The organism is Streptomyces sp. CBMA29 (genome assembly GCF_014596445.1).
Classification (GTDB): Bacteria; Actinomycetota; Actinomycetes; order Streptomycetales; family Streptomycetaceae; genus Actinacidiphila.
The window spans coordinates 26891-52112 of sequence record NZ_MECL01000182.1 but is presented as its reverse complement, the minus strand read 5'-3'; the positions used below and the strand labels follow the sequence as shown (position 1 = coordinate 52112).

The 25222-nt window shown below is 73.1% G+C and carries 23 protein-coding genes; 10 read left to right on the top strand and 13 right to left on the bottom strand.

Going from position 1 to position 25222, the window contains the following annotated elements:
* Window positions 1-62: 62 nt before the first annotated feature.
* The gene (locus BGM09_RS24250) at window positions 63-806 is read right to left on the bottom strand and encodes an SAM-dependent methyltransferase (protein WP_188283808.1); all 744 of its coding nucleotides are present in this window, start codon (window positions 804-806) and stop codon (window positions 63-65) included.
* Between the two features lie 389 nt (window positions 807-1195).
* On the opposite strand from BGM09_RS24250, the gene BGM09_RS24245 reads away from it, so the two are divergent.
* Both BGM09_RS24245 and BGM09_RS24240 read left to right on the top strand, forming a co-directional pair.
* Window positions 1196-2635, top strand: coding sequence for an amidase (locus BGM09_RS24245; RefSeq protein WP_188283807.1), 1440 nt, complete (start codon window positions 1196-1198; stop codon window positions 2633-2635).
* A gap of 184 nt (window positions 2636-2819) precedes the next feature.
* Entirely contained in the window at window positions 2820-3281 is a 462-nt protein-coding gene (locus BGM09_RS24240; RefSeq protein ID WP_188283806.1) for a MaoC family dehydratase, read from the top strand.
* A 78-nt stretch (window positions 3282-3359) separates the two neighbouring features.
* On the opposite strand, the gene BGM09_RS24235 is transcribed toward BGM09_RS24240, so the two are convergent.
* A complete protein-coding gene (locus tag BGM09_RS24235) occupies window positions 3360-3974 on the bottom strand; it encodes a TetR/AcrR family transcriptional regulator (protein WP_188283805.1) in 615 nt (204 codons plus the stop codon).
* Window positions 3975-4162: 188 nt separating this feature from the next.
* Window positions 4163-5317 (bottom strand): acyl-CoA dehydrogenase family protein, encoded by a 1155-nt coding sequence (locus tag BGM09_RS24230; protein ID WP_188283804.1) that lies wholly within the window; start codon window positions 5315-5317, stop codon window positions 4163-4165.
* 89 nt (window positions 5318-5406) lie between these two features.
* Between BGM09_RS24230 and BGM09_RS24225 the strand changes: the two genes are divergently transcribed.
* Complete coding sequence (locus tag BGM09_RS24225; RefSeq protein ID WP_188283803.1) at window positions 5407-6060, top strand: TetR/AcrR family transcriptional regulator; 654 nt, start codon at window positions 5407-5409, stop codon at window positions 6058-6060.
* A gap of 72 nt (window positions 6061-6132) precedes the next feature.
* On the top strand, window positions 6133-6678 hold the full coding sequence (locus tag BGM09_RS24220) for a DUF402 domain-containing protein (protein ID WP_188283802.1): 546 nt from the start codon (window positions 6133-6135) through the stop codon (window positions 6676-6678).
* Window positions 6679-6754: 76 nt separating this feature from the next.
* Here the strand turns inward: BGM09_RS24220 and BGM09_RS24215 are convergent, their stop codons facing one another.
* The 5 genes from BGM09_RS24215 to BGM09_RS24195 all read right to left on the bottom strand — a co-directional run bounded on the left by BGM09_RS24215 (window position 6755) and on the right by BGM09_RS24195 (window position 13379).
* On the bottom strand, window positions 6755-7837 hold the full coding sequence (locus tag BGM09_RS24215) for a zinc-binding dehydrogenase (protein ID WP_188283801.1): 1083 nt from the start codon (window positions 7835-7837) through the stop codon (window positions 6755-6757).
* A 107-nt stretch (window positions 7838-7944) separates the two neighbouring features.
* Complete coding sequence (locus BGM09_RS24210) at window positions 7945-9345, bottom strand: aldehyde dehydrogenase family protein (RefSeq protein WP_188283848.1); 1401 nt, start codon at window positions 9343-9345, stop codon at window positions 7945-7947.
* 301 nt (window positions 9346-9646) lie between these two features.
* Window positions 9647-11887, bottom strand: coding sequence for a molybdopterin oxidoreductase family protein (locus BGM09_RS24205; RefSeq protein ID WP_188283800.1), 2241 nt, complete (start codon window positions 11885-11887; stop codon window positions 9647-9649).
* A 225-nt stretch (window positions 11888-12112) separates the two neighbouring features.
* Window positions 12113-12718: a TetR/AcrR family transcriptional regulator gene (locus BGM09_RS24200; RefSeq protein ID WP_188283799.1), complete on the bottom strand. Its 606-nt coding sequence runs from the start codon at window positions 12716-12718 to the stop codon at window positions 12113-12115.
* 7 nt (window positions 12719-12725) lie between these two features.
* A complete protein-coding gene (locus BGM09_RS24195; protein ID WP_317452875.1) occupies window positions 12726-13379 on the bottom strand; it encodes a helix-turn-helix domain-containing protein in 654 nt (217 codons plus the stop codon).
* Between the two features lie 142 nt (window positions 13380-13521).
* Here BGM09_RS24195 and BGM09_RS24190 point away from each other — a divergent pair, with 142 nt between their 5' ends.
* The 5 genes from BGM09_RS24190 to BGM09_RS24170 all read left to right on the top strand — a co-directional run bounded on the left by BGM09_RS24190 (window position 13522) and on the right by BGM09_RS24170 (window position 19182).
* The gene (locus BGM09_RS24190; RefSeq protein ID WP_188283798.1) at window positions 13522-14937 is read left to right on the top strand and encodes a DHA2 family efflux MFS transporter permease subunit; all 1416 of its coding nucleotides are present in this window, start codon (window positions 13522-13524) and stop codon (window positions 14935-14937) included.
* Window position 14938: 1 nt separating this feature from the next.
* Window positions 14939-15748, top strand: a complete 810-nt coding sequence (locus tag BGM09_RS24185; protein WP_188283797.1) for an SGNH/GDSL hydrolase family protein — start codon at window positions 14939-14941, stop codon at window positions 15746-15748.
* Between the two features lie 67 nt (window positions 15749-15815).
* A complete protein-coding gene (gene hmgA / locus BGM09_RS24180; RefSeq protein WP_188283796.1) occupies window positions 15816-17156 on the top strand; it encodes a homogentisate 1,2-dioxygenase in 1341 nt (446 codons plus the stop codon).
* Window positions 17153-17899 (top strand): GntR family transcriptional regulator, encoded by a 747-nt coding sequence (locus BGM09_RS24175; protein ID WP_188283795.1) that lies wholly within the window; start codon window positions 17153-17155, stop codon window positions 17897-17899. The genes hmgA and BGM09_RS24175 overlap by 4 nt, the downstream gene beginning before the upstream one ends.
* Before the next feature lie 14 nt (window positions 17900-17913).
* Window positions 17914-19182, top strand: a complete 1269-nt coding sequence (locus BGM09_RS24170) for a type ISP restriction/modification enzyme (RefSeq protein WP_188283794.1) — start codon at window positions 17914-17916, stop codon at window positions 19180-19182.
* A gap of 263 nt (window positions 19183-19445) precedes the next feature.
* On the opposite strand, the gene BGM09_RS24165 is transcribed toward BGM09_RS24170, so the two are convergent.
* Window positions 19446-19709, bottom strand: coding sequence for a hypothetical protein (locus BGM09_RS24165; RefSeq protein ID WP_188283793.1), 264 nt, complete (start codon window positions 19707-19709; stop codon window positions 19446-19448).
* Between the two features lie 390 nt (window positions 19710-20099).
* Between BGM09_RS24165 and BGM09_RS24160 the strand changes: the two genes are divergently transcribed.
* Window positions 20100-21269, top strand: a complete 1170-nt coding sequence (locus tag BGM09_RS24160; RefSeq protein WP_188283792.1) for a DUF5925 domain-containing protein — start codon at window positions 20100-20102, stop codon at window positions 21267-21269.
* A 195-nt stretch (window positions 21270-21464) separates the two neighbouring features.
* Here BGM09_RS24160 and BGM09_RS24155 read toward each other — a convergent pair whose 3' ends face one another.
* The 4 genes from BGM09_RS24155 to BGM09_RS24140 form a co-directional block, all read right to left on the bottom strand.
* On the bottom strand, window positions 21465-21836 hold the full coding sequence (locus BGM09_RS24155; RefSeq protein WP_188283791.1) for a GntR family transcriptional regulator: 372 nt from the start codon (window positions 21834-21836) through the stop codon (window positions 21465-21467).
* Window positions 21833-22963: a methyltransferase domain-containing protein gene (locus BGM09_RS24150; RefSeq protein WP_188283790.1), complete on the bottom strand. Its 1131-nt coding sequence runs from the start codon at window positions 22961-22963 to the stop codon at window positions 21833-21835. The genes BGM09_RS24155 and BGM09_RS24150 overlap by 4 nt, the downstream gene beginning before the upstream one ends.
* Window positions 22964-22998: 35 nt before the next feature.
* On the bottom strand, window positions 22999-24639 hold the full coding sequence (locus BGM09_RS24145; RefSeq protein WP_188283789.1) for a carboxyl transferase domain-containing protein: 1641 nt from the start codon (window positions 24637-24639) through the stop codon (window positions 22999-23001).
* A gap of 67 nt (window positions 24640-24706) precedes the next feature.
* Window positions 24707-25153: a MarR family winged helix-turn-helix transcriptional regulator gene (locus tag BGM09_RS24140; RefSeq protein ID WP_188283788.1), complete on the bottom strand. Its 447-nt coding sequence runs from the start codon at window positions 25151-25153 to the stop codon at window positions 24707-24709.
* Window positions 25154-25222: the final 69 nt, after the last annotated feature.

Genomic DNA, 25222 nt, shown 5'->3' with positions numbered 1-25222 from the left:
GGGGTCGGCGGGGGGCGCGCGCGGTCGGCGGGGGCGCAGGGGTCAGCGGGGGCGCGCAGGGGTCAGCGGGGGCGCAGGATGAAGACGCCCCAGCCGAAGTAGCGCTTGCCGTAGGCGAGATGGCCGCGCCGCTGGTGGTCGAGGAATTCGCGCATGGCCGGTACGTCGGGGTGGTCGGCGGGGGTGCGGCGGAGCCATTCGGAGATCGCGAACCACTGGGGCGCGTAGTAACGGTCCCAGCTGTCGCCGTCGGCCAGCACCATTTCGACCAGGTCGACGCCCGCCGCCTCGAAGCGGTCCAGGGTGCCGCCGAGCGACGCGAAGTCGTCCGGCTCGGCGCCGAGGGCCTCGTACGCCTCCTCCGGCGGTGTCTCGTTCCAGTACGGCTCGCCGATCAGCATCAGCCCGCCGGGGCGCAGGGCGGGCCGCAGCAGGTCGATCGTGCCCGCGAGGCCGTCCCCGATCCAGGTGGCGCCGAGGCACGAGACGATGTCGAAGGCGGCGGGCTCCGGCTGGTATTTCCCGGCGTCGCCGCGCTCGAAGCTCACTCTCTCCGAAACGCCGAATTCCGCGGCCCGCTCGCGCGCCGCCGTCAGGAACACCTCGCTGAGATCGACCCCGACACCGCCCGTGCCGTACCGCTTCGCCCAGCCGGCCAGCATCTCGCCCTTCCCGCAGGCAAGGTCGAGGTGCCGCTGCCCCTCCTTCAACCGGCAGATCTCACCGAGCAGCCGCAGCTTCTCCTGGCTGAGGGGGTTGAGGATGCGGTTGTCCGCCTCGGCGATCTCGTGGTGGCGCAGGCTCATGTGGCTCCTTGGCGGTGCTGGTCGTTCACAGACGGGCGGGGGCCTTCGCGATGGTCCCCGATCGGGAGGGCGGGTGCCATTCGTTTTGGCCCGTCGGCTCCGCTCCATAGTGGCCGACAGTGGCCGACCGCGGGGCGTCGGCCGTCACCGGTCGGCGGGCGGAACCGCCCAGGTCGCGGCATGGTGACGGTGACACCGGACGCCGTGACTCCTCGACGCCTCGACGAAAGACCGCGGCCGTGGTCATCAGGCGTGACGGGTCCCGGGCGGGTGACCAGGTCGGGCGAGGGGCTGGCCGCTACCCGCCGGTAGTGCGAGGATCGCGGCGCACGACGCGTGGCGCACGGCGGTACGAGCGGCGGTACGAGCGGCGGAAGGCGGGAGCGGGCATGGCCCAGTTGCACGATCTGACGGCGGTGGAGCAGGCGGCGGCGGTACGCGAGGGGGCGGTGTCGCCGGTCGAGTTGACCGAGCACTATCTGGAGCGGATCGACCGGCTCGACGCGACGCTCGGCGCGTTCATCACCGTGACGCCCGAGGTCGCCCGCAAGCAGGCCGCGGAGGCCGAGGCGTGGGCGCTGGCCGCGCGGCGCGAGGGCGCGGCCGACGAACTGCCCGTGCTGCACGGCGTCCCGGTGCCGGTCAAGGACCTGAACCTGGTGGCCGGTGTGCGCTGCACCTTCGGTTCCGCGGCCTTCGCGGAGCACGTACCGGACGCCGAGGACCATGTGGCGGCCCGGCTGCGCAAGGCGGGCACGATCCTGCTCGGCAAGACCAACACCCCCGAGTTCGGGCTCCCCTGCTACACCGAGAACCGGCTGGCGCCGCCCGCCCGCACGCCCTGGGACCTGGACCGGTCGGCGGGCGGTTCGAGCGGTGGCGCCGGGGCGGCGGTGGCGGGCGGCCTCGCGCCGGTCGCGCAGGGCAGCGACGGCGGCGGCTCGATCCGTATCCCGGCCTCGGTTTGCGGGCTGTTCGGCATAAAACCGAGCCGTGGCCGGGTCAGCGGCGGTCCCGTCCTGCACGACGTGAGCGGGCTCAGTACGTCGGGCCCGATCGCCCGTACCGTCGCCGACGCGGCGGCGCTGCTCGACATCCTCGCGGGCCCCGAGCCCGGCGCCCCGTACGGGGCGCCCTCGCTGCCGCCCGGCGAGACCTTCCTCTCCCACGCCCGCCGCGAGCCGGGGCCGCTGCGCGTGGTGGCGCTCGCGGATCCGCCGGTGCCGGGCGTCGCGCTGCACCCCGACTGCCGGGCCGCGCTCGACGGCGCGGCGGGGCTGTTGCGCGAACTGGGCCACGACGTGGACGAGATGGCCCTGCCGGTGGACGACTCGGTGCGGCAGGCGTTCAACGCGGTCTGGTCGGTGATGGCCGCGGCCCGGCCGGTCCCGCCGGGCGAGGAGCACGTGCTGATGCCGCTGACCCGGCATCTGCGGGCGGCGGGCGGCAAGGTGTCGGGGCTGGACTTCGCGGGCGCCCTCTACGTCTTCCGCATGCTCGGCCAGCTCATCGCGGACGCGCTCCTGACGTCGTACGACGTGATCCTGACGCCGACGCTCGCGCAGCCGCCCGCCCTGGTCGGGGGCATACGCGACGACGCGGACCCGGCGGCCGAATTCGACGCGATGGCCGCCTTCACGCCCTTCACCCCGCTGTACAACGCGACGGGCCAGCCCGCGGTCAGCGTCCCGCTGCACTGGACGGACGCGGGGCTGCCGATCGGCGTGATGCTGGGCGGGCGGTACGGCGACGAGGCGACGCTGGTGTCGCTGTCGGCGCAGTTGGAACGGGCCAGGCCGTGGGCGGGGCGGCGGCCGGAGGTCTGGTAGCGACGCCGGAGCCGGGGGTACGGGACCGGGGGTACGGGATCGGCGGACGGGCGGCGGACGGCGCGGCGGCCCGCGGCGCGGCGGCGATTGACACCCGGCGGCCCCCGAACCATGCTGAGAGTCGCTGAGCAAGCGCTTGGAAACCCGTAGCGCGCCGTACCGGACCGCCTCTGGAGGCCACCCCATGTCGCAGCCCCGCATCTTCGCTTCGCCGGACGAACTGCGCGCCGCCGTCGGCGAAAAGCTCGGCTGGACCGAGTGGCAGGAGATCGACCAGAAGCGGATCGACCTGTTCGCCGAGGCCACCGGGGACCACCAGTGGATCCACGTCGACGCGGAGAAGGCGGCGCTCGGCCCCTTCGGCACGACCATCGCGCACGGCTATCTGACGCTCTCCCTGATCCCGTCCCTCACCCCGCAGCTCCTGCTGGTCGAGGGCGTGAGGATGGGCGTCAACTACGGCGTGAACAAGGTGCGTTTCCCCGCACCCGTGCCGGTCGGCTCCCGGCTCCGCGCGACCGCCGAGGTCGCGGAGGTCACCGAGGTGGGCGGCGGCATCCAGCTCGTGACGAAGGTGACCATCGAGCGCGAGGGCGGCGACAAGCCGGTGTGCGTGGCGGAGACGGTGGCCCGCTTCTATCTCTAGAGCCGTAGCGGCGTTCAGGCAGCTGTCCGTAGGCGCGTTCGGACAGCTGTCCTCAGGCGCGTTCGGGCGGTCGCGCCCTCAGGCCGTGGGCCGCACCATGCGCAGCACGAGGTCGGCGTAGAGCGCGCCGACCTCGTCCGGGGTCCTGCGGCCCCCGGGGTTGAACCAGCGGGCCACGTCGATGCAGAGCGACAGCACGGCGAGCGTGGTCCCGGAGACCTCGGGGACGTCGAATTCGCCGGCCGTCACGCCGTCCTTGATGATCGTGCGGATCGCGTCCTCGCTCTGCCGCCGCAGCGCCACGATCTCCGCGTGGTGCTCGGGGGCGAGCGCGCCCAGTTCGTACTGCACGACCCGCCCGGTCGTGTGGTGCTCGGCGTGCCAGCGGACGAAGGCGCGTACGGCGCTCTCCAGCCGTTCGGCCGCGCTGCCGTCGGCGTCCCTGGCCTCGGAGAGCATCGCGAGCGAACGCAGGTGGCCGACCTTGCTGATCTGGTAGAGCAGTTCCTCTTTGGTCTTGTAGTGGATGTAGAGCGCGGCGGGGCTCATGCCCGCGCGCCCGGCGATGTCGCGGGTGGTCGTGGCGTGGTAGCCGCGCTCGGCGAACGCCTGCACCGCCGCGATCACCAGCCGCCTCGCGGCGTCGGGGCTGATGTCCCCCCACGCCTCGCCGGTTGTCGCCTCGACGCTCATCGCACGCTCCTCACCCGCCGGTCACAGCCGCCACCTTATCGCGGGGCTGAGCAAGCGCTTAGATACTAAGCGGTCACTCGCCACTTGTCGTGACCAGGGCAGGGGGACGCCGAGGCAGGGCGTGGAAGCGGGACGTCGAAGCGGGACGGGGCGCCGTACGGGGCGCCGTACGGGGCCGCGGCCTGCGGTCAGAACGCCGATACGCCGGTCAGCGCCCGTCCGATCAGCAGCTTGTGTATCTGGCTGGTGCCTTCGTACAGCGTCATGACCCGCGCGTCCCGCAGCAGCTTGCCCGCCGGGTACTCGTCGATGTAGCCGTAGCCTCCGAAGACCTGGAGGGCGTTGTTGGCGCAGCGCACGGCGGCCTCGCTCGCGTAGAGCTTGGCGACCGAGGACTCCGTGGCGAAGGGCAGCCCGCGGTCGATCAGGTCGGCGACCCGCCAGGTGAGCAGCCGGGCCGCGGCCACGTCCACCGCGATGTCGGCGAGCAGTTCCTGGACGAGCTGGCGTCCGGCGATCGGCGCGCCGAACTGCTCGCGCTCCCCCGCGTACGCCACCGCCGCGTCCAGGCACGCCTGGGCGATGCCGACGCAGCCCGCCGCGACCGACATCCGCCCCTTGGCCAGCGCGGACATCGCCACCGAGAAGCCCTTGCCCTCGGGCGCGAGCATCGCGGAGGCCGGGACGCGGACGCCGTCGAGGACCAGCTCGGCCGTCGCCTGGCCGCGCAGCCCGAGCTTGCCGTGGATCTCGCGGCGGGTCAGGCCCGCCGTGTCGGTCGGCACCAGGAAGGCGCTGACGCCCTTGTGCCCCTCGTCGGCGCGGCCGGTGCGGGCGAAGAGCAGGACGACATCGGCCCAGGTGCCGTTGGTGATGAACATCTTGCTGCCGGTGATCACGTACGAGTCGCCGTCGCGTACCGCGCGGGTGGTGAGATTCGCGGCGTCCGAACCGGTGCCGGGCTCGGTCAGCCCGAAGCAGCCGACCGCGTCGCCCGAGGTGAGCCGGGGCAGCCAGGCGCGCTTGTGCTCCTCGCTCCCCCAGCGCGCGATCGACTTGGCGACCAGGCCGAGCGAGACCGAGACGATGCCGCGCACGGAGGAGTCGCCGCGGCCCAGTTCCTCGGTCACCAGGCAGTAGGCGAGGTGGTCGCCGCCGGAGCCGCCGTACTCCTCGTCGACGGTCAGACCGAGGAAGCCGAGCGCGCCGAGCTTCTTCACGATGGCGCGGTCCACGCTCTCGGCGCGGTCCCACGCCACCGCGTTCGGCGTGATCTCGCGCTCGGTGAAGTCCCTGGCCAGCTCCTTGGCGGCGGCCTGCTCCTCGGTCAGCTCAAGGTTCACTGCGTCGTCACCGCATCCCACGATCGTCCGGACGATCCTTTGAAACTACCACCGCTAGTTTCGGGGCGGCAGCCTCTACTATGTGCCGCATGGCCCGCCCCCGCAAGCCCCTGCTCAGCCGCGACCGGATCGTCACGGCGGCCCTCGCCCTCATCGACGAGGAGGGTCTTGCGGCCCTGTCCACCCGGCGGCTCGCGGCCGAACTGGGCGTCAGCGGGCCTTCGCTCTACAACCACTTCGCCACCAAGGAAGCCATCCTCGACGCGGCGGCCGACACCGTCGTCACCCAGGTCGACCTGTCGATGTTCGGTGACGGCAGGGACTGGCGGCAGGCGCTGCTCGACTGGGGCCGCTCCTACCGCGCCGCCCTCACCGACCACCCGCACATCGTGCCGTTCCTCGCCATCGGGCCCGGCCTGCGGCCCGCCGGGCTGCGGATGGCCGACGCCGTCTTCGGCGGCATGGTCGAGGCGGGCTGGCCGCCCGCCCACGCCACCCGGATCGGCGCCCTCATGCGCTACTTCGTCACCGGCTCCGCGCTCGGCTCCTTCGCCGGCGGCTTCGTCGGCGACGCGGACGTATACGACCCCGCCGACTATCCGCACCTCGGCCAGGCCCACCTCCTCGCCAAGCACCAGCGGCAGATCGACAGCGGCGCCTTCGAGACGGGGCTGCGCGCGCTGATCGACGGTCTGGCCGTGCAGTTCGAGGCGCTCGCGGACCCGGGAACCGCACCGGCGTGAGCCCCGGAACGGGTGGCCTCCAGGCGGGAAATCCGGGGGCGGACCGGCCGCGCCTGCTGGCAGGATGGTGCCATGTCAGAACCGGTCCCGCAGGGCCCCGAGCCCGACTTCGTCCAGGTCAACTACCGCAAATACGACGGCACTCTGCACTGGAATCTGCGAATGCGGCGGCTCGGTGAGGACGAGCACGGCATGTGGCTCGGCCTCCCCGGCTTCGGCCTGGTGCGCAAAGGCCACATCCCCCAGATCCCGGTCCCCGAGGCGCACATCATCCTCTTCCCGCGCGACGCGTGGTGGACGGCGACCTTCAACGCGGCGCCCCGCCGCACCGAGATCTACTGCGACATCAGCACCCCGCCGCGGTGGCCGTCCCCCGCCGAGGTCACCATGGTCGACCTCGACCTGGACGTCCTGCTCAAACGCGGCGCCGACCTGCCGATCCTGGTCGACGAGGACGAATTCGCCGAACACCAGGTGCTGTACGGCTACCCCGCCGATGTGATCGGCGCCGCCGAATCCTCCGCCGCGTGGCTGATGACGGCGGTGGCGCAGGGCACAGGTCCCTTCGACGGCACCCACCGGCACTGGCTGGCGATGGTCGACGGCGCGCAGGCGTAGGCGTAGGCATAAGCGTTGCGACGGCGCCCGCTGAATTCGGTGGGGCCGCGGTCCTGCCGGAATCCGGCCCGACCGGTCAGAAGACCACCAGCGCACGGCCGCCGCGCCCGGCGGTCATCGCCTCGAAGGCCGCCGGGATGCCGTCGAGCGTGATGCGGTCGGTGACCATGGCGGACAGATCGAGGCGACCCGCCCGTACGTGCTCGGCGAGCACCGGCAGATCCACGGCCGGGTCGCAGTTTCCGTACACGCAGCCGGAGAGCGTGCGGCCGAAGTAGAAGAGTTCCAGCGCGGTGAAGGTGACCTGCTGGTCCTGGCCGCCGATGCCGACCACCGTCGTACGGCCGCCGCGGCGGGTGGAGGACCAGGCGGTGCGGATGGTGTCGGCGCGGCCCACGCACTCGATGGCCGCGTCGGCGCCGAAGCCGTCGGTGAGCTTGCGGATCCGCTTGGCCGTGTCGTCCCCGGAGACGACGAAGTCGGTGGCGCCGGCCGCCCGCGCCAACTCCTCCTTGGCGGGCGCGACATCGACCGCGATGATCCGCTCGGCGCCCGCGATCCGCGCCGACTGGAGCACGGCGAGCCCCACGCCGCCGACCCCGTAGACGGCGACGCTCTCGCCGGTACGGACCCGCGCCGAGTGGTGCACGGCGCCGTAGCCGGTGAGTACGGCGCAGCCGAGCAGCGCGGCGTCGGTGAGCGGGACGCCGTCCGGGAGCGGCAGGACCGCGCCCGCGGCGACCACGGTCTCCTCGGCGAAGACGGCGGTGCCCAGGCCCGGGTAGAGCGGGCTGCCGTCGGCGGCCAGCGTGGCGTACGGACTGGCCGCGGCCGTGGCGGAGTTGGCGCACAGCCAGGGCTCGGCGAGACCGCAGAAGTGGCAGTCGCCGCAGGCGGGAGCCCAGTTGAGGACCACGCGGTCGCCGGGGGCGAGATGGCCGACGCCGTCGCCGACCGACACCACCGTGCCCGCGCCCTCGTGACCGAGGACGGCGGGTACCGGCTGGCGCAGCGTCCCGTTGGACAGCGACAGGTCGGAGTGGCACACGCCCGCCGCCGCCAGCCGGACCCGGACCTGTCCGGGTCCAGGTCCGGGCAGCTCGATGTCGGCGACGGCCAGCGGCGCGTTGACGGCGGGCAGGACGGCTGCGCGTACCACGAGGTCTCCTGGGTGCGGGGCTGCGAGCGGATCCGGATCCGGATGCGGACGGATGCGGACGAGCGGGCGTGAACGGGGCGGTCCTGCCGGTTCTGGCGGTCCTGCGGTCAGAACTGGAGGGACTTGGTCTGGAGGTACTCCGCCAGGCCGTGTGCGCCCAGCTCGCGGCCGACTCCGGACTGCTTGTAACCGCCGAAGGGCGCCAGCGGGTTGAACCGGCCGCCGTTGATGTCGACCTGTCCGGTGTCCATCCGGCGGGCGAAGGCGACGGCCTCCGCTTCGTCGGCGCCCCAGACCGCGCCCGCGAGCCCGTAGACCGTGCCGTTGGCGATGCGCAGGGCGTCGTCCTCGTCCTCGTACCTGATCAGGGCGACGACCGGGCCGAATATCTCCTCCTGGGCGATCGTCATACCGGGGTCGACGTCGGCGAAGACGGTGGGGCGTACGTAGTAGCCGGTCTCCAGTCCGTCCGGCGCATCGGTGCCGCCGACGACGATCCGCGCGCCCTCCGCGGTGCCGCGCCGGATGTAGCCGCGCACCCGCTCGCGCTGCTTGGCGTTGACGACCGGGCCGAGCCGTTCGCCGGGTACGTACTTGGCGGCTGCCGCGGTGGCCGCCTCGACGGCTTCGTCGTAGCGCGCGGAGTCGACGAGGATCCGGGTCCAGGCGCTGCATGTCTGGCCGGAGTTGGCGAAGACGTTGGCGATGCCGACGTTGACGGCGCGGGCGAGGTCGGCGCCGGGGAGGATGACGTTCGCGGACTTTCCGCCCAGTTCGAGCGCGACGCGCTTGACGGCGGCGCCCGCGGTGGCGCCGATCTGCCGTCCGACCGCGGTGGAGCCGGTGAAGGAGACCATGTCCACGCCGGGGTGCTCGGCGAGCGCCTGTCCGGCGACCGGGCCGAGTCCGGTGACCAGGTTGAAGACTCCGGCGGGGAGCCCGGCCTCGTCGAGGATCGCGGCGAAGAGCTGGGCGACCAGCGGGGTGTCCTCCGCGGGCTTGAGCACCACGGTGCAGCCCGCGGCCAGTGCGGGGGCGGCCTTGGCGACGACCTGGTGCAGCGGGTAGTTCCACGGGGTGATCGCGCCGACGACGCCGACCGGCTCCTGGAACACCCGTGAGTTGCCGACCTGTTCCTCGAAGGCGTGCCCGGCGGCGAGCGCGGCGAAGCCGCCCATGACGGCGGTGGGCATGTCGGTGTGGACGGCGGCGGCGAAGGCGGGCGGCGCGCCCAGTTCGGCGGCGACGGTCGCGGCGATCTCCTCGCGGCGCGCCGCCATCAGGTCGCGTACCGCGCCGAGTATCGCGCCGCGTTCCGCGGGCGGGGTGGCCGCCCAGCCGGGCAGGGCGGCGCGCGCGGCGCGTACGGCCTCGTCCACGTCCTCCGCGGTGCCCGCGGGCACTTGTCCGATGACCTTCTCGGTCACCGGGTCGACGACGTCGATCCGGCCGCCGCCCGCCGCGGGGCGCCATTTCCCGCCGATGTACTGGGCGTCGCGCGATGTCACCAGGTCCTGTGCGCCCTGTGCCGTACCGTCCACCGTTGCTGCCCTCCGGGGTCACCGCTCTGCGTCCGACGCCCAAACTAGCGCCGTTAGTTTTCTGTGGCCAGGGTGCGCCGCGTGCCGTCAGTCACGTCCCGCCGGAACCGCCCGGCGCCCCGGGCTCCGCGCGGGGCCGGGCCGTGCCCGTGACGTCCGGCCGCCCTCCCCGGGCGGCCCGCGCCCAGGGGTCCTGTGCCCCGCTGTCCGGGTGTCACACCACCCGGCGGGGCCGTGTCACCCGGCCGTGTCACGGGCGCGGCGCGGGTCAGCGGACGGCCTCCATCCGTATCGGGAATCCGTTGAGCACGGCCGTGCCGGAGAGCGGGTCGAGCCGGGTGCCGTCGAGCAACTGGTTGACGTTGACGCCCGGTTCGCGGGCCGCCTCGGTCAGCCGGGTGCCCTCGCGGTCGTGACCCCAGCCGTGCGGCACGCTGACCACTCCGGGGCGCAGCGCGTCGGTGATCTCGACGGCCGCGGTGATCTCCCCGCCGTCGCCCTTGATCAGGGCGAGCGCTCCGTCGGCCAGGCCGAGCCGGGCCGCGTCGTCGGGGTGTATCTGCGCCGTGCAGCGGTTGGTGCCGCCGGTGAGCGCGGGCACATTGTGCATCCAGGAGTTGTTGGACCGCAGATGGCGGCGCCCGATGAGGACCAGGCCGTCGCCGTCCGCGCCGCGCGCCACCGCGGCCCGCAGCCGCGGCACATCGGCGGCGACGGCCTCGGGCGCCAGCTCGACCGTGCCGGACGGTGTCCGCAGCACCTCAGGCACGCGCGGGCGCAGCGGGCCGAGGTCGATGCCGTGCGGCCGGTCCAGGACCCTCGCCAGAGTGAGGCCGTCGGGGTCGGCGCCGAAGCCCTCGCCGTACGGGCCGAGGCGCAGCATCATGTCGAGCCGCCGTTCGTATCCGGTGCTCCCGCCGAGCGCGGCGGACAGCTCCGCGATGTCCCGCCCGTGGACCGGCGAGTGCGGGTCGCCGGTCTCGGCGGTGAGCTTGCGGACCACCGCCTGTTCGTCCACGAGCGCGGGGTCGGCTCCCTGGCCACGGGTCTGTCCCAGGACGGCCAGGATCAGCCGGGCGTGGATCTCCGGTTCGTCCAGCAGCCCGTCCTCCAGCGGCACCGCGGGCGGGCTGTAGCGGACGGTGTTGCGGACCGCGAGCGTGCTGAAGGCGAAGTCGTAGTGCGCGCTCTGCGCGGGCGGGGGCGGTGGCAGCACCACATCGGCGTGGCGCGAGGTCTCGTTGAGATACGGATCGACGCTGACCATGAAGTCCAGACCGTCCAGGGCTCGGTCGAGCCGCAGGCCGTCGGGGGCGGACAGCACCGGGTTGGCCGCGACCACGACGAGGGCCCGCAGCCGGCCGTCCCCGGGGGTGTCGATCTCCTCGGCGAGAGCGGCGGCGGGCAGTTCACCCTTGACCTCGGGGTGTCCCGAGACCCGGCTGTGCCAGCGGCCGACCCGGAATCCCTTGCCGGGGCCGGGCGGCCGGGGCGCCCGTCCGGTGGCCGCGAGCGGGAACATGGCGCCGCCCGGCCGGTCCAGATTGCCGGTCAACGCGTTGAGCACGTCGACCGCCCAGCTCGCCAGGGTGCCGAATTCCACGGCGGTGCTGCCGAGCCGCCCGTAGACCACGGCGCGGTCGGCCGCCGCCAACTCGCGCGCCAGGGAACGGATGTCATCGGCCGGGACGTCGCAATAGGCGGCGACCGCCTCCGGCGCGAAATCCGTCACCAGGTCGCGTACCTCGGCCACGCCGCTGAGCCACGGGGTCAGTTCGCCGGTATCCGCGAGTCCTTCGGCGAACAGCGTCCGGACCATGGCGAGCAGCAGGGCGGCGTCGGTGCCGGGCCTGGGCGCCACATGGCGGTCGGCGGCGCGGGCGGTCCTGGTGCGGTGCGGGTCGATGACGACGAGTCTGCCGCCGCGCCGCCGCAGTGCCTTGAGCTTGCCGGGGAAGTCGGCGGCGGTGGCCAGACTGCCGTTGGAGACCAGCGGGTTGGCGCCGATGAGCAGCAGATGGTCGGTGCGGTCCAGGTCGGGCACCGGGATCGCGTTCGGGTCGCCGAAGAGGTAGCCGCAGGACACGTGCTTGGGCATCTGGTCGAGCGTGCTCGCGGTGAAGACGCTGCGGGTGCGCAGCGCGCCGATGAGCTGCGCGGGGTAGAGGCCGCCCGCCATCGTGTGCACATTGGGGTTGCCGAGGACGACGCCGACCGCGTCACCGCCGTGCGTGCCGGTGACCGCGCCGATCCCGGCGGCGACGGCCGCGTACGCCTCGTCCCACGTCGCCTCGGTCAGCCGGCCCTCGCGGCGCACCTGGGGGCGCCGCAGCCGGTCGGGGTCGGCGTCGAGCGCGCCGAAAGCGGCGCCCTTGGGGCAGATGAAGCCCGCGCTGAACACGTCGTCCCGGTCGCCGCGGGCATGCGTCACCCGTCCGTCATCAACGGACAGCGTGAGGCCGCAGGTGGCCTCGCAGAGCGGACAGATGCGCAGGGCGGTTCGGGTCATCGGGGACTCCCCTGGACGGGCGGCGACGGTGGCGCGCGGTCGTCTTCGACATTACCCGGCGGTACTGACAACGACCCCTGGAGCGGGCGTCGGACCCTGCGAGGGCGCTGCGGGAGCGGGTGCGGAGGCGCTGCGGGAGCGGGTGCCCGGCTGGCTCGTGGCCGAAGCGGGAGGCTCGGGGAGGCCCGAGGGAGGCCGGGTGAGGTGCGGGGAGGCTAGGGGAGGTCAGTCCAGGACGGTCGCGAGATAGGCCCGGATCAGCGCCTTCGTCTCGGAGATCACACCGGGGTCGCCCGACGGGTCGGTGCGGAAGGCGAGTTGCAGCGCGGCGTCCGCCGTCTCGACGGCGATCACCAGGGCCAGCCGCAGCCGGGGTTCCGAGGGGTCGGCCGAGAGCCGTTCGCCGAGCAGCGCGGGCAGCCGGTCGGCGAGGTCGTGATTGGTCTCGCCCGGCACGCCGAAGTCGACCAGCGCGAAACCGGGCGCGGTGCGCTTCATGGCGGTGTACTCGTCGACCAGGATGTTCACGGCCGTGCGCCAGTCGGGGTCGGTGCCGGGCTCCGCGAGACGCGCGGCCGTACGGTCGAGGAATTCGTCGAGGTTACGGTGGGCGAGGGCGTCCGCGAGGGCGCGCTTGTCGGAGAAGAAACGGTAGACCGACCCGATGGGGACGCCCGCGCGGGCGGCGACGGCGCGGGTGCTGAGGCGCTCGTAACCGCCCTCGTCCAACAGCCGGGCGCAGGCGTCGAGGATGCGTTCCAGACGTTCGGTGCTGCGCTGCTGCACCGGTGCGCGGCGCAGTCCGCTGTCGGCGCCCACGGCCCGTGGCACGGCGCCGTCAGCCCTTCGCGGCGAGCGCGTCGAAGAGCTTGCGCAGGTCGGCGAGGGCTTCCGCCAGGGCGGTCGGCGGGTCGTCGGCCCTGACGATCGCCATCGCGCTCTCGCTGAGTCCGCCGTAGAGCATCGACGTCAGCGGGTCGGCGGGGCGCTGCGAGATCGCGCCCGCCTTGATGGCGTACTTCACACCGCGCAGGGTGAGTTGGCGGCAGTTGACGCCGAGGTCGCGCATCGCCTCCCAGCCGAGCGCGCCCGGAGCGTCGAAGAGCGTGATGCGCTGCACCTCGGGGTCCAAGGACGCCTCCAGATAGGCGCGGCTGCCCTCGTGGACCGCCTCCCACGGGTCGGTGACCTGGAGGTACGCGGTCGAGATCCGGTGGGCGAGACGTTCCTGCTCGCGGGTGTAGACGGCGCTGAAGAGCTGCTTCTTGCCGGAGAAGTGGTGGTACAGGGCACCTTTGGTGACGCCCGCCCGCTCGCAGACCGCGTCCAGCGAGGTGGCCGCGTAGCCCTCTGCGGCGAACAGCGCGCGGGCCGCGGTGAGCAGGTCCTCGACAGTGGCGTCCGACCGCTCGCGCTGCGTGGGGCGTGCCGCCGCCCTGCGGGCCGGGACGGTGCCCGTCCCGCTTCCGGTGCCTGTGCGCGGTGCTGCCACGGCGGCGCCCTCCTGTCGTTCGCGATGCCCTTCCCACCCTAGGGCGTATCCACTCTTGACACGCACATACCTTCGGTATGTATTTTCATACCGCCAGTATGTACTCCCAGTATGTTTCTCGCTGCCAAGGCAAGGACGGCTCATGTCCTCCCCCGCTTCCACCCTCCCCGCACCGCACGGCTCAGGACGGACCCCGGACGTCAGACCGGGGATCGTCCTGCTGCTCAGCGCGGGCGCCACCTTCATCGCGTTCCTCGACACCACCGTGGTCAACGTCGCTTTCCCCGACCTGGCCGAGAGCTTCCCCGCCGACCGCGTGTCCGACCTGTCGTGGGTCGTGAGCAGCTATGCGGTGCTCTTCGCCGCGCTGCTCACCCCCGCGGGACGGATAGCCGACGCCTTCGGCCGCAAGCGCGTCTTCCTGCTGTCGCTCACCGGCTTCACGGTCGCCTCCGCCTTGTGCGCCGCCGCGCCCGGCCTGCCCTGGCTGATCGCCGCCCGCGCCCTCCAGGGCGCCGCCGCGGCCGGGATGATCCCGGCCGCACTGGGGCTGCTGCTCGCCACCACGCCCCCCGCCGGGCTCGCGGCGGCGATCGGCGTCTGGGGCGCCGCGGGCTCGATGGCCAGCGCCGCCGGGCCGAGCCTGGGCGGTCTGCTGGTCGACGCCTTCGGCTGGCGCTCCGTTTTCCTCATCAATGTGCCGGTGGGCATCGTCCTGGTGGCCGCGGGGCTGCGCGGCCTGCCGGAACGCACCGGCGCGGAACGGCGGTTGCCCGACCCACTGGGCACGCTCGCCGTCACCCTGGGCATCGGCCTGCTGGTGCTCGGCCTCAGCAAGGGCAGCGACTGGGGCTGGGCGTCCGCGGCCACTGTGGGCAGCACATGGTGCGGCGCGGCGCTGCTCGTCGTGGCGCTCGTCCGTTCCACGCGCCAGGTGACGCCCGCCGTCGAGACCGGCCTCTTGCGCAACCGCACCTTCGCCGTCGCCTCCGCCGCCGCCGCTTTCGCCGGGGCCGCGCTCTTCGCCTGGATGCTCTGCGGACCGCTGTTCCTCACCGCCGTGTGGCACTACTCGGTCCTCAAGGCGGGTTTCGCCCTCACACCCGGCGCGCTCACCTCCGCGGTGGCCGCCCTGGTGGTCGGCAAGCGCGCCCGGCCGCACCATCTGCCCGCCGTCGTCGCCGTGTCCATGGCCGCCTTCGCCGCGGTGAGCGTCTGGACCTGGTCCCAACTCGGCACCGACACCCGCTTCCTGGCGCTGTGGCTGCCCATGGGCCTGGTCGGCGGCGCCGCCTTCGGGGCCACGCTCACCGCCCTGTCCACCGCCGCCGCGACATCACTGCCGCCCCGGCAGTTCGCCTCGGGTGTCGGCATGACCACCACCGCGCGGCAGTTGGGCGGCGCGCTCGGCGTCGCCGCGACCGCGTCGGTCATCGCCGCCCGCGGCCTGGACGGGACGCGGGCGTTCCGCGAGGTGTTCCTCGTCTGCGCCGCGCTTGCCGCCGTCGCCGCCGCGGTCGGCCTCGGCCTGACCCGCGCCCTTGCCAAGGAGTCCTGAGATGACGCAGCACAGCGACGCCGTTCCCGTTCCCCTCCTCGCTCCCGCTCCCGTCCCCCCGCCCGCACCCGCACCCGCGCGTGCTCACGCTCCCGCGCCCAGCGCCGTCAGCGCCTTCGCCGCCACCTATGCGGCCGACCACCCGGCGGAGGCCGCCGACCCCCACTGCCTGTCGCCCGAGGAGAGCGACCGGCTGCTGCGCGGCGCGCCCTGGAAGCGCTTCGCGGTCGTCGGCGACAGCATCGCCGAGGGACTGGGCGACCCCGTGCCCGGATACCGCACCCTGCCCTGGGCCGACCGCACCGCGGAGGCCCTGCGCCGGGTCGTGCCGGAGCTGACGTATCTCAACCTCGGCCTGCGCGGTCTCACCGCGGGCCAGGTACGCGCCGACCAGGCCGAGCGCGCCGCGCGCTTCGCGCCCGACCTGGTCGCGATCGTCTGCGGCGGGAACGACCTGCTGCTGCCCGGCTTCTCCCCCGAGGCGCTGGAGAAGGAGCTCGACCTGCTCTTCTCCCGGCTGGCCGCGCCCGGCAGGACCCTGGTCGCGTACGCGCTGGTGAATGTCGCGGCGGCCGTGCCGGAACTGCGCGGCGGCCCGCTGGAGAGCGGCGTCGCCGTTCTCAATCAGGTGACCCGGACGGTCGCGGAGCGCTACGGCGCGGTGGTCGTCGAGATGTACGGCCATCCCGCCGCCGCCAACCGCGACCTGTACAGCGCCGACCTGGTGCACGCCTCGGCGCGCGGCCACGCGGTGTCGGCCGCGGCCACCGTCCGGGCCCTGGCAGCGGAGTTTTCCACAGGCTCGGGCTGAGGGTTGCCGCCGTGATTCCTATGGTTCAGCATAGGAATCACGGACGAGACCCCACCGGGAGCAGACCATGAACGCCACGAATGCCGTGAACGGGCCGGGCGGCGCCGACGCCGAGGACGGCAAGGACCTGCCGTACTCCTCGGGTTTCGGCAACGAGCACAGCAGCGAAGCCGTGGCGGGCGCGCTCCCGGAGGGGCGCAACTCACCGCAGCGCGCCCCCTTCGGGCTCTACGCGGAACAGCTCAGCGGCACCGCGTTCACCGAGCCGCGCGCCCGCAACCGGCGGAGCTGGCTCTACCGGATCCGGCCCTCGGCCGCCCATCCGCCCTTCCGCCGGATCCCCAACGGCCAAGTGCGCAGCGCCCCCTTCCTGGACGTGGAGCCCGACCCCAACCGGCTGCGCTGGGGCCCGCTGCCGATGCCGCAGGAGCCGACGGATTTCGTGACCGGCCTGGTCACGGTCGGCGGCAACGGCGATGTGCTGCGCCGTGAGGGCATCGGCATCCACTGGTACGCGGCCAACCTCTCGATGCACGACCGGGTGTTCTCCTCCTCGGACGGCGAGTTCCTGATCGTGCCGCAGCAGGGCGCCCTGCTGCTGCGGACCGAGTTGGGGCTGATCCGCGCCGACCCGGGCGAGGTCGCCCTGATCCCGCGCGGCGTCCGCTTCCGTGTCGAGCTGCCGGACGGCACGGCGAGCGGCTATGTCTGCGAGAACTACGGCCAGCCCTTCCAACTACCCGAGTTGGGCCCGATCGGTGCGAACGGACTGGCCAACGCGCGGGACTTCCGCGCCCCGGTCGCCGCCTACGAGGACCGGGACGAACGGACGGAGGTGATCAACAAATTCGGCGGCAATCTCTGGGCCGCGGCCTACGACCACTCGCCGCTCGACGTGGTCGCCTGGCACGGCAGCCATGTGCCGTACGTGTACGACCTGCACCGATTCAACGTGCTGGGCTCGCTCAGCTACGACCACCCCGACCCGTCGATCTTCACGGTGCTCACCTCGCCCTCGGACACGCCGGGGCTCGCGGGCGCGGACTTCGTGGTCTTCGCCCCGCGCTGGCTGGTCGGCGAGGACACCTTCAGGCCGCCGTACTTCCACCGCAATGTGATGACCGAGTTCATGGGCCTGATCGAGGGAGCGTACGACGCCAAGGCCGAGGGCTTCGTGCCCGGCGGCTCCTCGCTGCACAACATGATGTCGGCGCACGGACCCGACCGGGCCACCTTCGACAAGGCGAGCGCCGCCGAACTGGCGCCGCAGCGCGTGGACGACGGCCTGGCGTTCATGTTCGAGACCCGCTGGCCGGTCGTGCCCACCGCGTTCGCACTGAACGCGGAGCACCGGCAGGAGGGCTACGACCGGGTGTGGGAGGGGCTTGCGAGAAACTTCCGGCCGTGACGTCCTTCGCCCCCGACTCCCTCGTCCTGAACCGCAAGTTGCCGCTGTGGTACCAGGTCTCGCAGTCGTTGCGGGCCTCGATACTGGGCCGCCACGCGGAGGCCCCGCTGCGGCTGCCCACCGAGGACGAGCTGGCCGGACACTACGGGGTGAGCGTCCTCACCATGCGGCAGGCGCTCAAGGAGTTGGAGGACGAGGGCCTGATCAGCCGGCACCGCAGGCGCGGCACCTTCATCGAGCCGACCGCGCTGCGCGGGGCGCCGGTGAAGCTGCTCGGCTCGGTGGACGCGATCGTGGCGCAGCAGTCCGGCGGCCGTACGGCGGTGCTGCGCTACGGTTCCGAGCCGCTGCCGCCGGGGGCCGCCGAGTATTTCCCCGACCTCGACCAGGCCATGGCCTACCGCAGGCTGCGCTGTGACGAGAGCGGTGAGCCCACCAACTGGGCGGAGAATTTCGTACGTCCGGAACTCGGCGCCCGGATCGACCTCGCCGACCTGGAGCGGTGGCCGATGACGAAGGTGCTGCGGGACGTGCTCGGCGTGCGGATCAGCCGGATCACCGACACCGTGGAGGCGCGGCTGGCCGATCCCGAGACGGCCCGGCTGCTGCGAGTGCCGCTGCTGAGCCCGATATTGCACTACACCGGGGTGACCTACGACGAGTCGGGCCGGGCGGTGGACGTGGTGCGCATCCATTACCGGGGTGACCGCTTCTCGTTCACGGTGACGATGGAGGCACCCTGAGGGTCGTCAGTAGCATGCGTGCGGTGAGCAATGACGCGCCTTTGCTGCACGACGTGATGCCGTGGTCCGTACGCCCGTTGCGGATCGGCCGTGGCTGGCCGATGGCCGCGGAACCTTCCTGTCTGCGTGCCCGGTGGGCGCTGTTCACCGGCACCGCGGACCAGGACGCCCGGTCGGCGCTGCTGCATCCGACGCGGGCCAGGAATCTGCACACGCCCGTCGCGCAGTTGCCGGGCCACCGCACCCCGACCACCGCGCTGGCCGGCGAGACCGGTCGCTGCCCCGAGCCGGTGCGGGTGCAGCACGGCCCGTACGACCGGCAGTGGCTGATACCCAACCACCGGCTGATCGACGTGGCGCGGGCCGAGATATGGCGGACGGCCGACGACCGGCAGGTCTTCGCGCTGGAACAGGCGTATCAGGCACGGCCCGTGTCAGTGGCGGAGTCCGGGGCGCGGGAGCCCGCCGTGGTGTTCTGCGCGCTGCTGCCCGACGGTCGCTCCCCGGCCGGGCGGCCGGGCTGGATACGGCCGCTGTTCCGGCAGCCGGGCGGCCGGGACCCCAACATCGCACCGGGGCTGACCGCCCTGCTCTCCGCGCGGCTGGGCACCGAGGTCGCCGCGGCCGACGTACTGGCCTGGATCGGCGCGGCGGCGCGGCCGGGCCCCGGCGGCGCCCTCGTACCGCTGCCCCGCGATCCCGCGCTCTGGCAGGAGGGGCTGGCGCTCGGACGCCGGACCTTGTGGCTCCAGACCCACGGGACGCGGTTCGCCGACCCCGCCGGGGGACGCGACGCCGGTCGGCTCCGGCTGCCCGGCGGAAGCCGCCCTTACGTACGCTCACCGCTGCCGGACGCCCCGGCCGCCGGGGAGTTGTCGTACGACCCGGACGAGCGGGCGCTGCTGATCGGCGACGGCCGGATCTCGCCGGTCTCACCAGCCGCCTGGGACGTCACCGCGGGTGGGGTGCGGGTGATCGAGGCGTGGTTCGAGCGGCGTACGGCGCCGGGTGCGCCGGGGACCCTGGAGGCGCTGCGGCCCGCCGCGTGGACGCGGGCCACCACGTCGGAACTGCTGGAGCTGATCAGTGTGCTGACGCTGCTGGCCGGTCTGCGCGAGGACCGCGAGGGTCTGGCGCGCCGTCTGGCGGTGCGCGGCGAGACGATCACGACGGCCGAGCTGCGGGCGGGCGGCGTACTGCCGGTGCCCGCCGCCAGGCGCAGGCCCGCCTCCGTGCTGGAACACCACGAGGAAGGGCCGGACGGGCAGTTCGCCCTGCTGTGACCAGCCGTGCCGTGAACGACCTTGTCATGAGCGGTCCCGCTGTGGCCGGGTGAAGGGTGTCCGTGCGACCTGGCGTCGCGGCGGACCGTCCGGTGGGGAGGGACGGCCGCGGCGGGCACACACCGAAGCGCCGCGCGAAGCAGCGCCGAGCCGGGACGGTGTGGCCGCCGGACGATCCGAGCACCTGGCCGGTCCCCGCCCCGACCGAGGTCAGGGGAGGGCGGGACCTGGGAGTCCGAGTCCTGGGAGAGGGCGGAGCGGACTCAGCCTCGGTTGCCGAACAGCGATCTCCGCAGCCGTCGCAGCGGCGCGAAGAGCGACACCCTCGCACCGCGGTTGGCCTTGGTGTGCACGGTGTTGCGCGAGGTCAGCTCCTGCATCAGCACAGTCGCTTCCTCTGTGTCGCGCTGGGGCAGGGCAGGCCCGGCCAGTATCGCGAGGTGCCGGTCGAGGCGCGCACTGGACGCGCCTGTACCGCAGTTGATGGCAGGCACTCGTGGCCTGCTGTGCATCGCTATCTGTTCCATTACTCTCCCCACCCTTACGAGGGCACCCGGCTCGGGCAGGCTAACCCTATCGCCCCGCCACGTCACGTGCGCATCCTGGACTCATTCGAGACGCCGTATTCACCTTCTCCTCAAGGGTGTTGACGTTCCAGGGGCATGTGCCCAGCTCAGCCGCCCGATCCTCGGCGACCGCTGTGACCTGGCAACAGTGCCGTTCCCGTGGGTCTCCCCCACCGCCCCGCCGGGGACACCCACGAGCGTGGACGTACGCTTGTACGAGAAGTTCAAGCCGCCCGGACCCTCGCTCGCTAAATACCGACAAGACGGTATGAATCCACCAACGGCGTGGTGGGAGGCCCGGCATGGAAAAAGACTGGGCGAATCGGGCCCGCGTGCCGGATCATGGGCCGCATGTCCGCGACACCCAGTGAACCGAGGAGGCAAGTGCCGCCCACCACCGGAACCGGCAAGGGACCGGCCGCCGAGCCGACCGCCGCCACCGCCCCGCACCAGGCGCTCCCCGTCCATCTGCGACTGGACGACAGCGACTCCCCGTCCGATGTCGTGGACGCCCTCTTCCTGGGCCGGTTCACCTCGGGCGAGCAGCCGTTCTCGCGCGGCGCCTCGCTGGAGAACGTGAAGTCCGGCCTCACGCTGCTGCCGCCGGACGCGGTGGTACTGCGCCAGGCCCGCGACAAGGACCGCAGCGCCACCCTGGCCGAGGGCGACGGCTGGACCGTCCTCATCTCCCGCTGGAACCGCGGCGCCGACGTCACCGTGGCCGCCGTCACGGACGAACTGGCCGAGCAGGTGCTGAAGTCCTCCGTCGACGACGCCGAGGACGAGCCGGAGCCGCAGCCCGAGAACGTCACCATGGGCTTCTGGTACGTCTCGCCGCGCCGCGGGCCGCACCGCACCACCCGGCAGATCTCCGCCGCCACGTGGGAGGAGCTGCGCGGGAACTACACCGCGCCGGTCGCCGACTCGATGGACGGCCTGATGAAGCTCACGGCCGACGACATCACCGGCCGTCTGCTGCTGCTCCACGGCCCGCCCGGAACCGGCAAGACCTCTGCGCTGCGCACCCTGGCCCGGTCCTGGCGCGACTGGTGCCAGGTCGACTGCGTGCTCGACCCCGAGCGGCTCTTCAACGACGTCGGCTATCTGATGGACATCGCCATCGGCGAGGACGACGGCACGGCGGGCGGTCGCTGGCGGCTCCTGCTGCTGGAGGACTGCGACGAGCTGATCCGGGGCCAGGCCAAGCACCAGACCGGCCAGGCGCTGTCCCGGCTGCTCAATCTCACGGACGGGCTGCTCGGCCAGGGCCGCAATGTGCTGGTCGGCATCACCACCAACGAGGATCTGGAACGCCTGCACCCTGCGGTGGTCCGGCCGGGCCGCTGCCTGGCCAGGATCGAGGTCGGCCCGCTGACCCGTGACGAGGCCGTCAACTGGCTCGGCACTCCCGAGGGCATCGGCCGCGAAGGCGCCACCCTCGCCGAGTTGTACGCGCTCCGCCGCGGCAGCACGGCCGCCCTGCCCGTCCCCGCCCAGGCGTCGGACGGCCTCTACCTCTAGTAGCGCCGGTGATTCCCCGCCCCAGATACATGGCGACAGAAGACACCGAGACGGCGGCCCGGCACGCCTGGGCCGCTCTCGGCGGGCACCGGAACTGCTGGAACGCGTGACCTACGCCGCCACCGGCGGCCCCCCGGCCGCCGACCTGCCACGTTGGTGCCCCTCCGAGAGCGAGAACCTCCGGGATCCGGGGTTCTAGGTCTCGTCGACGGCGCGCAGCGCCTCGTCCACCGCGGCCCGCGCGGCGTCCCGGTCGAGCCCGAGGCGACGCGTGCGTGCCACGTACTCCGCCGCCGCGGCGGCCACTTCCCGTGCGCGGGCGTCGGCGGCGGCGATATAGGTGCCGTGCCTGCCGCGGGTCTCGATCACCCCGTCGGCCTCCAGCGCGCGGTACGCCTTGGCGACCGTGTTGGCCGCAAGCCCCAACTGCTCGGCGAGTCCCCGTACGGTCGGCAGCTTGTAGCCGACCGGAAGGCGGCCCTCGCGGGCCTCTTCCGCGATCTGCCCGCGCAGTTGCTCGTACGGGGCGGTGGCCGCGTCCGCGTCTACGGTGATCTTCAGGCTCATATCCGGGATCCTGGCACAGCGGACGGTGGCAACGGCACCGCTCGGCCGCTACCGGCCGGGTCGTGGGCGATCGGGTCCCCGCTCTCGTGCAGGTGGAGCAGGAACGGCTGCCCGCTCCGGTAGGCGTCGATGCCCGCCCGGCAGTACGCCACCATGTCGTCGGGCAGGGCGTCCAGCCGGTACCAGCCCAGCTCAGAGCACTTGTCGGGCTCACGGTTGACGGGCTCGCCGCCGCTGCCGTATTCGGCCGTGAAGAACCAGCCGATCCTGGCCGCGCGGTCCGGTGCGCGGTGCTGCATCACCAGGGCGACCGCCAACTCCTCCGGCTCCAGCTCGATCCCGATCTCCTCGCGGGCCTCGCGGATCATGCCGCTTCTGACGTCCTCGCCGTCCTCCAGGTGTCCGGACGGCGCGTGCAGCAGACCGTCCGCGTAGCCGGTGCCCGACCGGCGGGCGAGCAGCACCTCGTCGCCGCGGAGCAGCAGCAGATGGACGTCGACGATCTCCTTGTGCCGTTGGGGCGCGGGCGGTCGGAGCACCGCCGCGTACCGCTCGTCCTCGACCTCGCGGCCCCACAACGCGGCGTCGTGCCCGAGCTGTTCGATCACCAGCCGGCCGCCGAGCGGCGCGGTCAGCTCGACGAGTTCCGCGGCCCCGATGCCGACCGGGCTGATCGCGCCCCAGCGTCCTTCGACCAGTACGAGCCTGCCGCCCGGCCGCAGCAACCCCGCCCAGTGCCGCAGTACGGCCGCCGGATCCGGCAGGGTCCACAGCACGTGCCGGACGAGGACGACATCGAATCCGGCGGGGCCGACCGGCGGCCGGGCAGCGTCGCCGACCAGCACCCGCGCCCCCGTACCCGCCAGCTTCTCCTCGGCCCGCGCGACCATCTTTGTCGATGAGTCGACAGCGGTGATCCGGTGTCCCGCATCGGCCGCGAGCAACGCGAGGCTTCCGGTGCCGCAGCCGAGGTCGAGCACGTCGGACGGCGTCCCGGGCAGCCACGAGCGCAGCCGTATGGCCCAGGCGCCCCTGACCCCCGGGTCGCGCAGGCCGTGGTCGGGCTCGTCGTCGAAGCGGTCGGCTTCGCCGTCCCAGAAGTCGCGGTTGTCCGTCTCGGTGCTCATGGGAAAAGCCTGCCACCCACCACTGACAATGCCCCTCAGACCCCGCCCAGCCTGCGATAACGCGCTCTGCGGGCGGCTGTTCGCCGCTCGGGGTCCATCGCGCGGAGGTCCGCGAGGCGCGCGCCGAGGACGTGTGCGAGACGGGCGAGGAAGGCGTCCGGGTCGTCGGCGGCGTCCGGGTCCTCAGGGACGACGGCGTCCGCGATGCCGTGGGCGAGCAGCGCGGCGGAGCCGATGCCCTGCTGTTCGGCGAGTTCGACGGCGCGGTCCGTCGTGCGGTAGAGGATCGCGGAGGCGCCCTCGGGCGGGAGCGGGGACAGCCAGGCGTGCCGGGCGGCGAGTACCTGGTCGGCGGGCAGCAGGGCGAGAGCGCCGCCGCCCGCCCCCTGGCCGAGGAGCAGGCACAGCGTGGGCGCGGGGAGCGTGACGAGGTCGGCCAGGCTGCGGGCGATCTCGGCGGCGAGACCTCCTTCCTCCGCCTCGCGGGAGAGCGCGGCGCCCGCCGTGTCGACAACGGTAAGCAGGGGCAGGCCGAGTTCGGCGGCGATCCGCATCCCGCGCCGTGCCTCGCGCAGCCCGGCGGGTCCCAGCGGCGCGGGTCCGGACTCCGCGGGGCGACGGTCGTGGCCGAGTACCACGCACGGCGAGGGTCCGAAGCGGGCGAGCGCCAGCAGCAGTCCGGGGTCGCACTCTCCCGCGCCGGTGCCGCTCAGCGGCGTCACATCGGTGGCGTGGGCCAACAGGTCGTGCAGTCCGGGGCGTTCGGGTCGGCGGCTGCGGCGCAGCGAGTCGGCCGTGTCGGTGGGAAGTGACGCGGTCGTGGGAAATGACACGGCCGTGGAAAGCGGCGTGTCCTCTCCTTGTCCTCCCTCTTCTGGCCCTGCGAGTGCGGGCGGAGATGCGAGTGTGGGCGGAGACACGGACGGAGACACGGGCGCGGGCACGTGCTGGGGCGTGGTCAGGGGCCGGTGCGAGAGCGGGCCTTGCTCGCCGCAGAGCACGTCGAGCGCCGTGGCCGCCGCCGCGGCGAGCGCGCCCGCGGGCAGCACCGCGTCGATCAGACCGTGGGCGAGCAGATTCTCGGAGGTCTGCACTCCGGCGGGGAACTCCTCGCCGTAGAGCGCCTGGTGCACCCGTGGTCCCAGGAAGCCGATGAGCGCGCCGGGTTCCGCCGAGGTGACGTGGCCGAGCGATCCCCAGGACGCGAGCACCCCGCCGGTCGTGGGGTGCCGCAGGTGGACCAGGTAGGGGAGTCCGGCGGCTTTGTGGTCGGCGATGGCGGCGGTGACCTTGACCATCTGGAGGAAGGCGATGGTCCCCTCCTGCATGCGGGTGCCGCCCGAGGCGGGCGTGGCCAGCAGCGGGAGCCGTTCGCGGGTGGCGCGTTCGACCGCCGTGACCAGCCGGGTGCCCGCGGCGACTCCGATGGACCCGCCGAGGAAGCCGAACTCCCCTGCCATCAGCGCCACTCGGCGCCCCCGGATCCGCCCCTCCCCCGTCACCACCGACTCGTCCAGGCCGGTACGCGCGCGGGCGGCGAGCAGATCCGCCCGGTAGTCGCCCGCTTCGGGCAGGTCGGCCACGGCCACCGGTTCGTCCCAGCGGCGCCAGGTGCCGGGGTCGAGGACGGTCCCGATGATCCGGAGGGCGGTGGGCCGGAGGTCTGGGTCGCTCATGGCGCCACCCTGCCACGGCCGGTGCGGTCGGCCCGCGTTCTCCTCCGGCGGTCGGACGCGTGCCGTGCTACCAGCTCGGACGGATGGGACCGGTGGGCGCGAGGCGGACCAGTTCGTCGCGCAGCGCGAGCAGCCGCTCCTCGCCGAGGAGTTCGATCCAGGGCTGGACGGCTTCCGCGGCGGACTCCTCGGCGGCGCGGGTGCACCGCCGCCCTTGCGGGGTGAGCACCACCAGTCGGGCCCGCGCGTCGTCGGGGTGCGGGCGGCGTTCGACGTATTCCTTGCGTTCCAGCTCGTCCACGATCTGACTGGCCGCCTGGCGGGTGACGCCGAGGTGTTCGGCGATCTCGGTGACGGTCGCGCCGGACGGGGCCAGGCGGGAGAAGACGAAGCCGTGCGTGGGGCGCAGGTCGGTGTAGCCGAGGGCCACGACGCCGTTGTGGATGTCCTCGACGAGCGAGCCGGTGGCGGCGAGGAGCGCCGCGCTCAGGCTCATGGCATCGGAATTTTTCACAGGAACACCTTGACACAGAGCGCAAGCTGCTTGAACATATAGGAAAGGAGCTTACGTAAATTACTTGCC

Bases quoted from the DNA above. Each gene is read 5' to 3' on its own strand.
- BGM09_RS24205 (WP_188283800.1), bottom strand. From the start codon at position 11,887: ATGACCCGAACCGCCCTGCGCATCTGTCCGCTCTGCGAGGCCACCTGC.
- BGM09_RS24220 (WP_188283802.1), top strand. From the start codon at position 6,133: ATGTCAGAACCGGTCCCGCAGGGCCCCGAGCCCGACTTCGTCCAGGTC.
- BGM09_RS24245 (WP_188283807.1), top strand. From the start codon at position 1,196: ATGGCCCAGTTGCACGATCTGACGGCGGTGGAGCAGGCGGCGGCGGTA.
- BGM09_RS24155 (WP_188283791.1), bottom strand. From the start codon at position 21,836: ATGAGCCTGAAGATCACCGTAGACGCGGACGCGGCCACCGCCCCGTAC.
- BGM09_RS24240 (WP_188283806.1), top strand. From the start codon at position 2,820: ATGTCGCAGCCCCGCATCTTCGCTTCGCCGGACGAACTGCGCGCCGCC.
- BGM09_RS24170 (WP_188283794.1), top strand. From the start codon at position 17,914: ATGCGTGCGGTGAGCAATGACGCGCCTTTGCTGCACGACGTGATGCCG.
- BGM09_RS24235 (WP_188283805.1), bottom strand. From the start codon at position 3,974: ATGAGCGTCGAGGCGACAACCGGCGAGGCGTGGGGGGACATCAGCCCC.
- BGM09_RS24165 (WP_188283793.1), bottom strand. From the start codon at position 19,709: ATGGAACAGATAGCGATGCACAGCAGGCCACGAGTGCCTGCCATCAAC.
- BGM09_RS24145 (WP_188283789.1), bottom strand. From the start codon at position 24,639: ATGAGCGACCCAGACCTCCGGCCCACCGCCCTCCGGATCATCGGGACC.
- BGM09_RS24225 (WP_188283803.1), top strand. From the start codon at position 5,407: ATGGCCCGCCCCCGCAAGCCCCTGCTCAGCCGCGACCGGATCGTCACG.
- BGM09_RS24150 (WP_188283790.1), bottom strand. From the start codon at position 22,963: ATGAGCACCGAGACGGACAACCGCGACTTCTGGGACGGCGAAGCCGAC.
- hmgA (WP_188283796.1), top strand. From the start codon at position 15,816: ATGAACGCCACGAATGCCGTGAACGGGCCGGGCGGCGCCGACGCCGAG.
- BGM09_RS24160 (WP_188283792.1), top strand. From the start codon at position 20,100: ATGTCCGCGACACCCAGTGAACCGAGGAGGCAAGTGCCGCCCACCACC.
- BGM09_RS24185 (WP_188283797.1), top strand. From the start codon at position 14,939: ATGACGCAGCACAGCGACGCCGTTCCCGTTCCCCTCCTCGCTCCCGCT.
- BGM09_RS24250 (WP_188283808.1), bottom strand. From the start codon at position 806: ATGAGCCTGCGCCACCACGAGATCGCCGAGGCGGACAACCGCATCCTC.
- BGM09_RS24190 (WP_188283798.1), top strand. From the start codon at position 13,522: ATGTCCTCCCCCGCTTCCACCCTCCCCGCACCGCACGGCTCAGGACGG.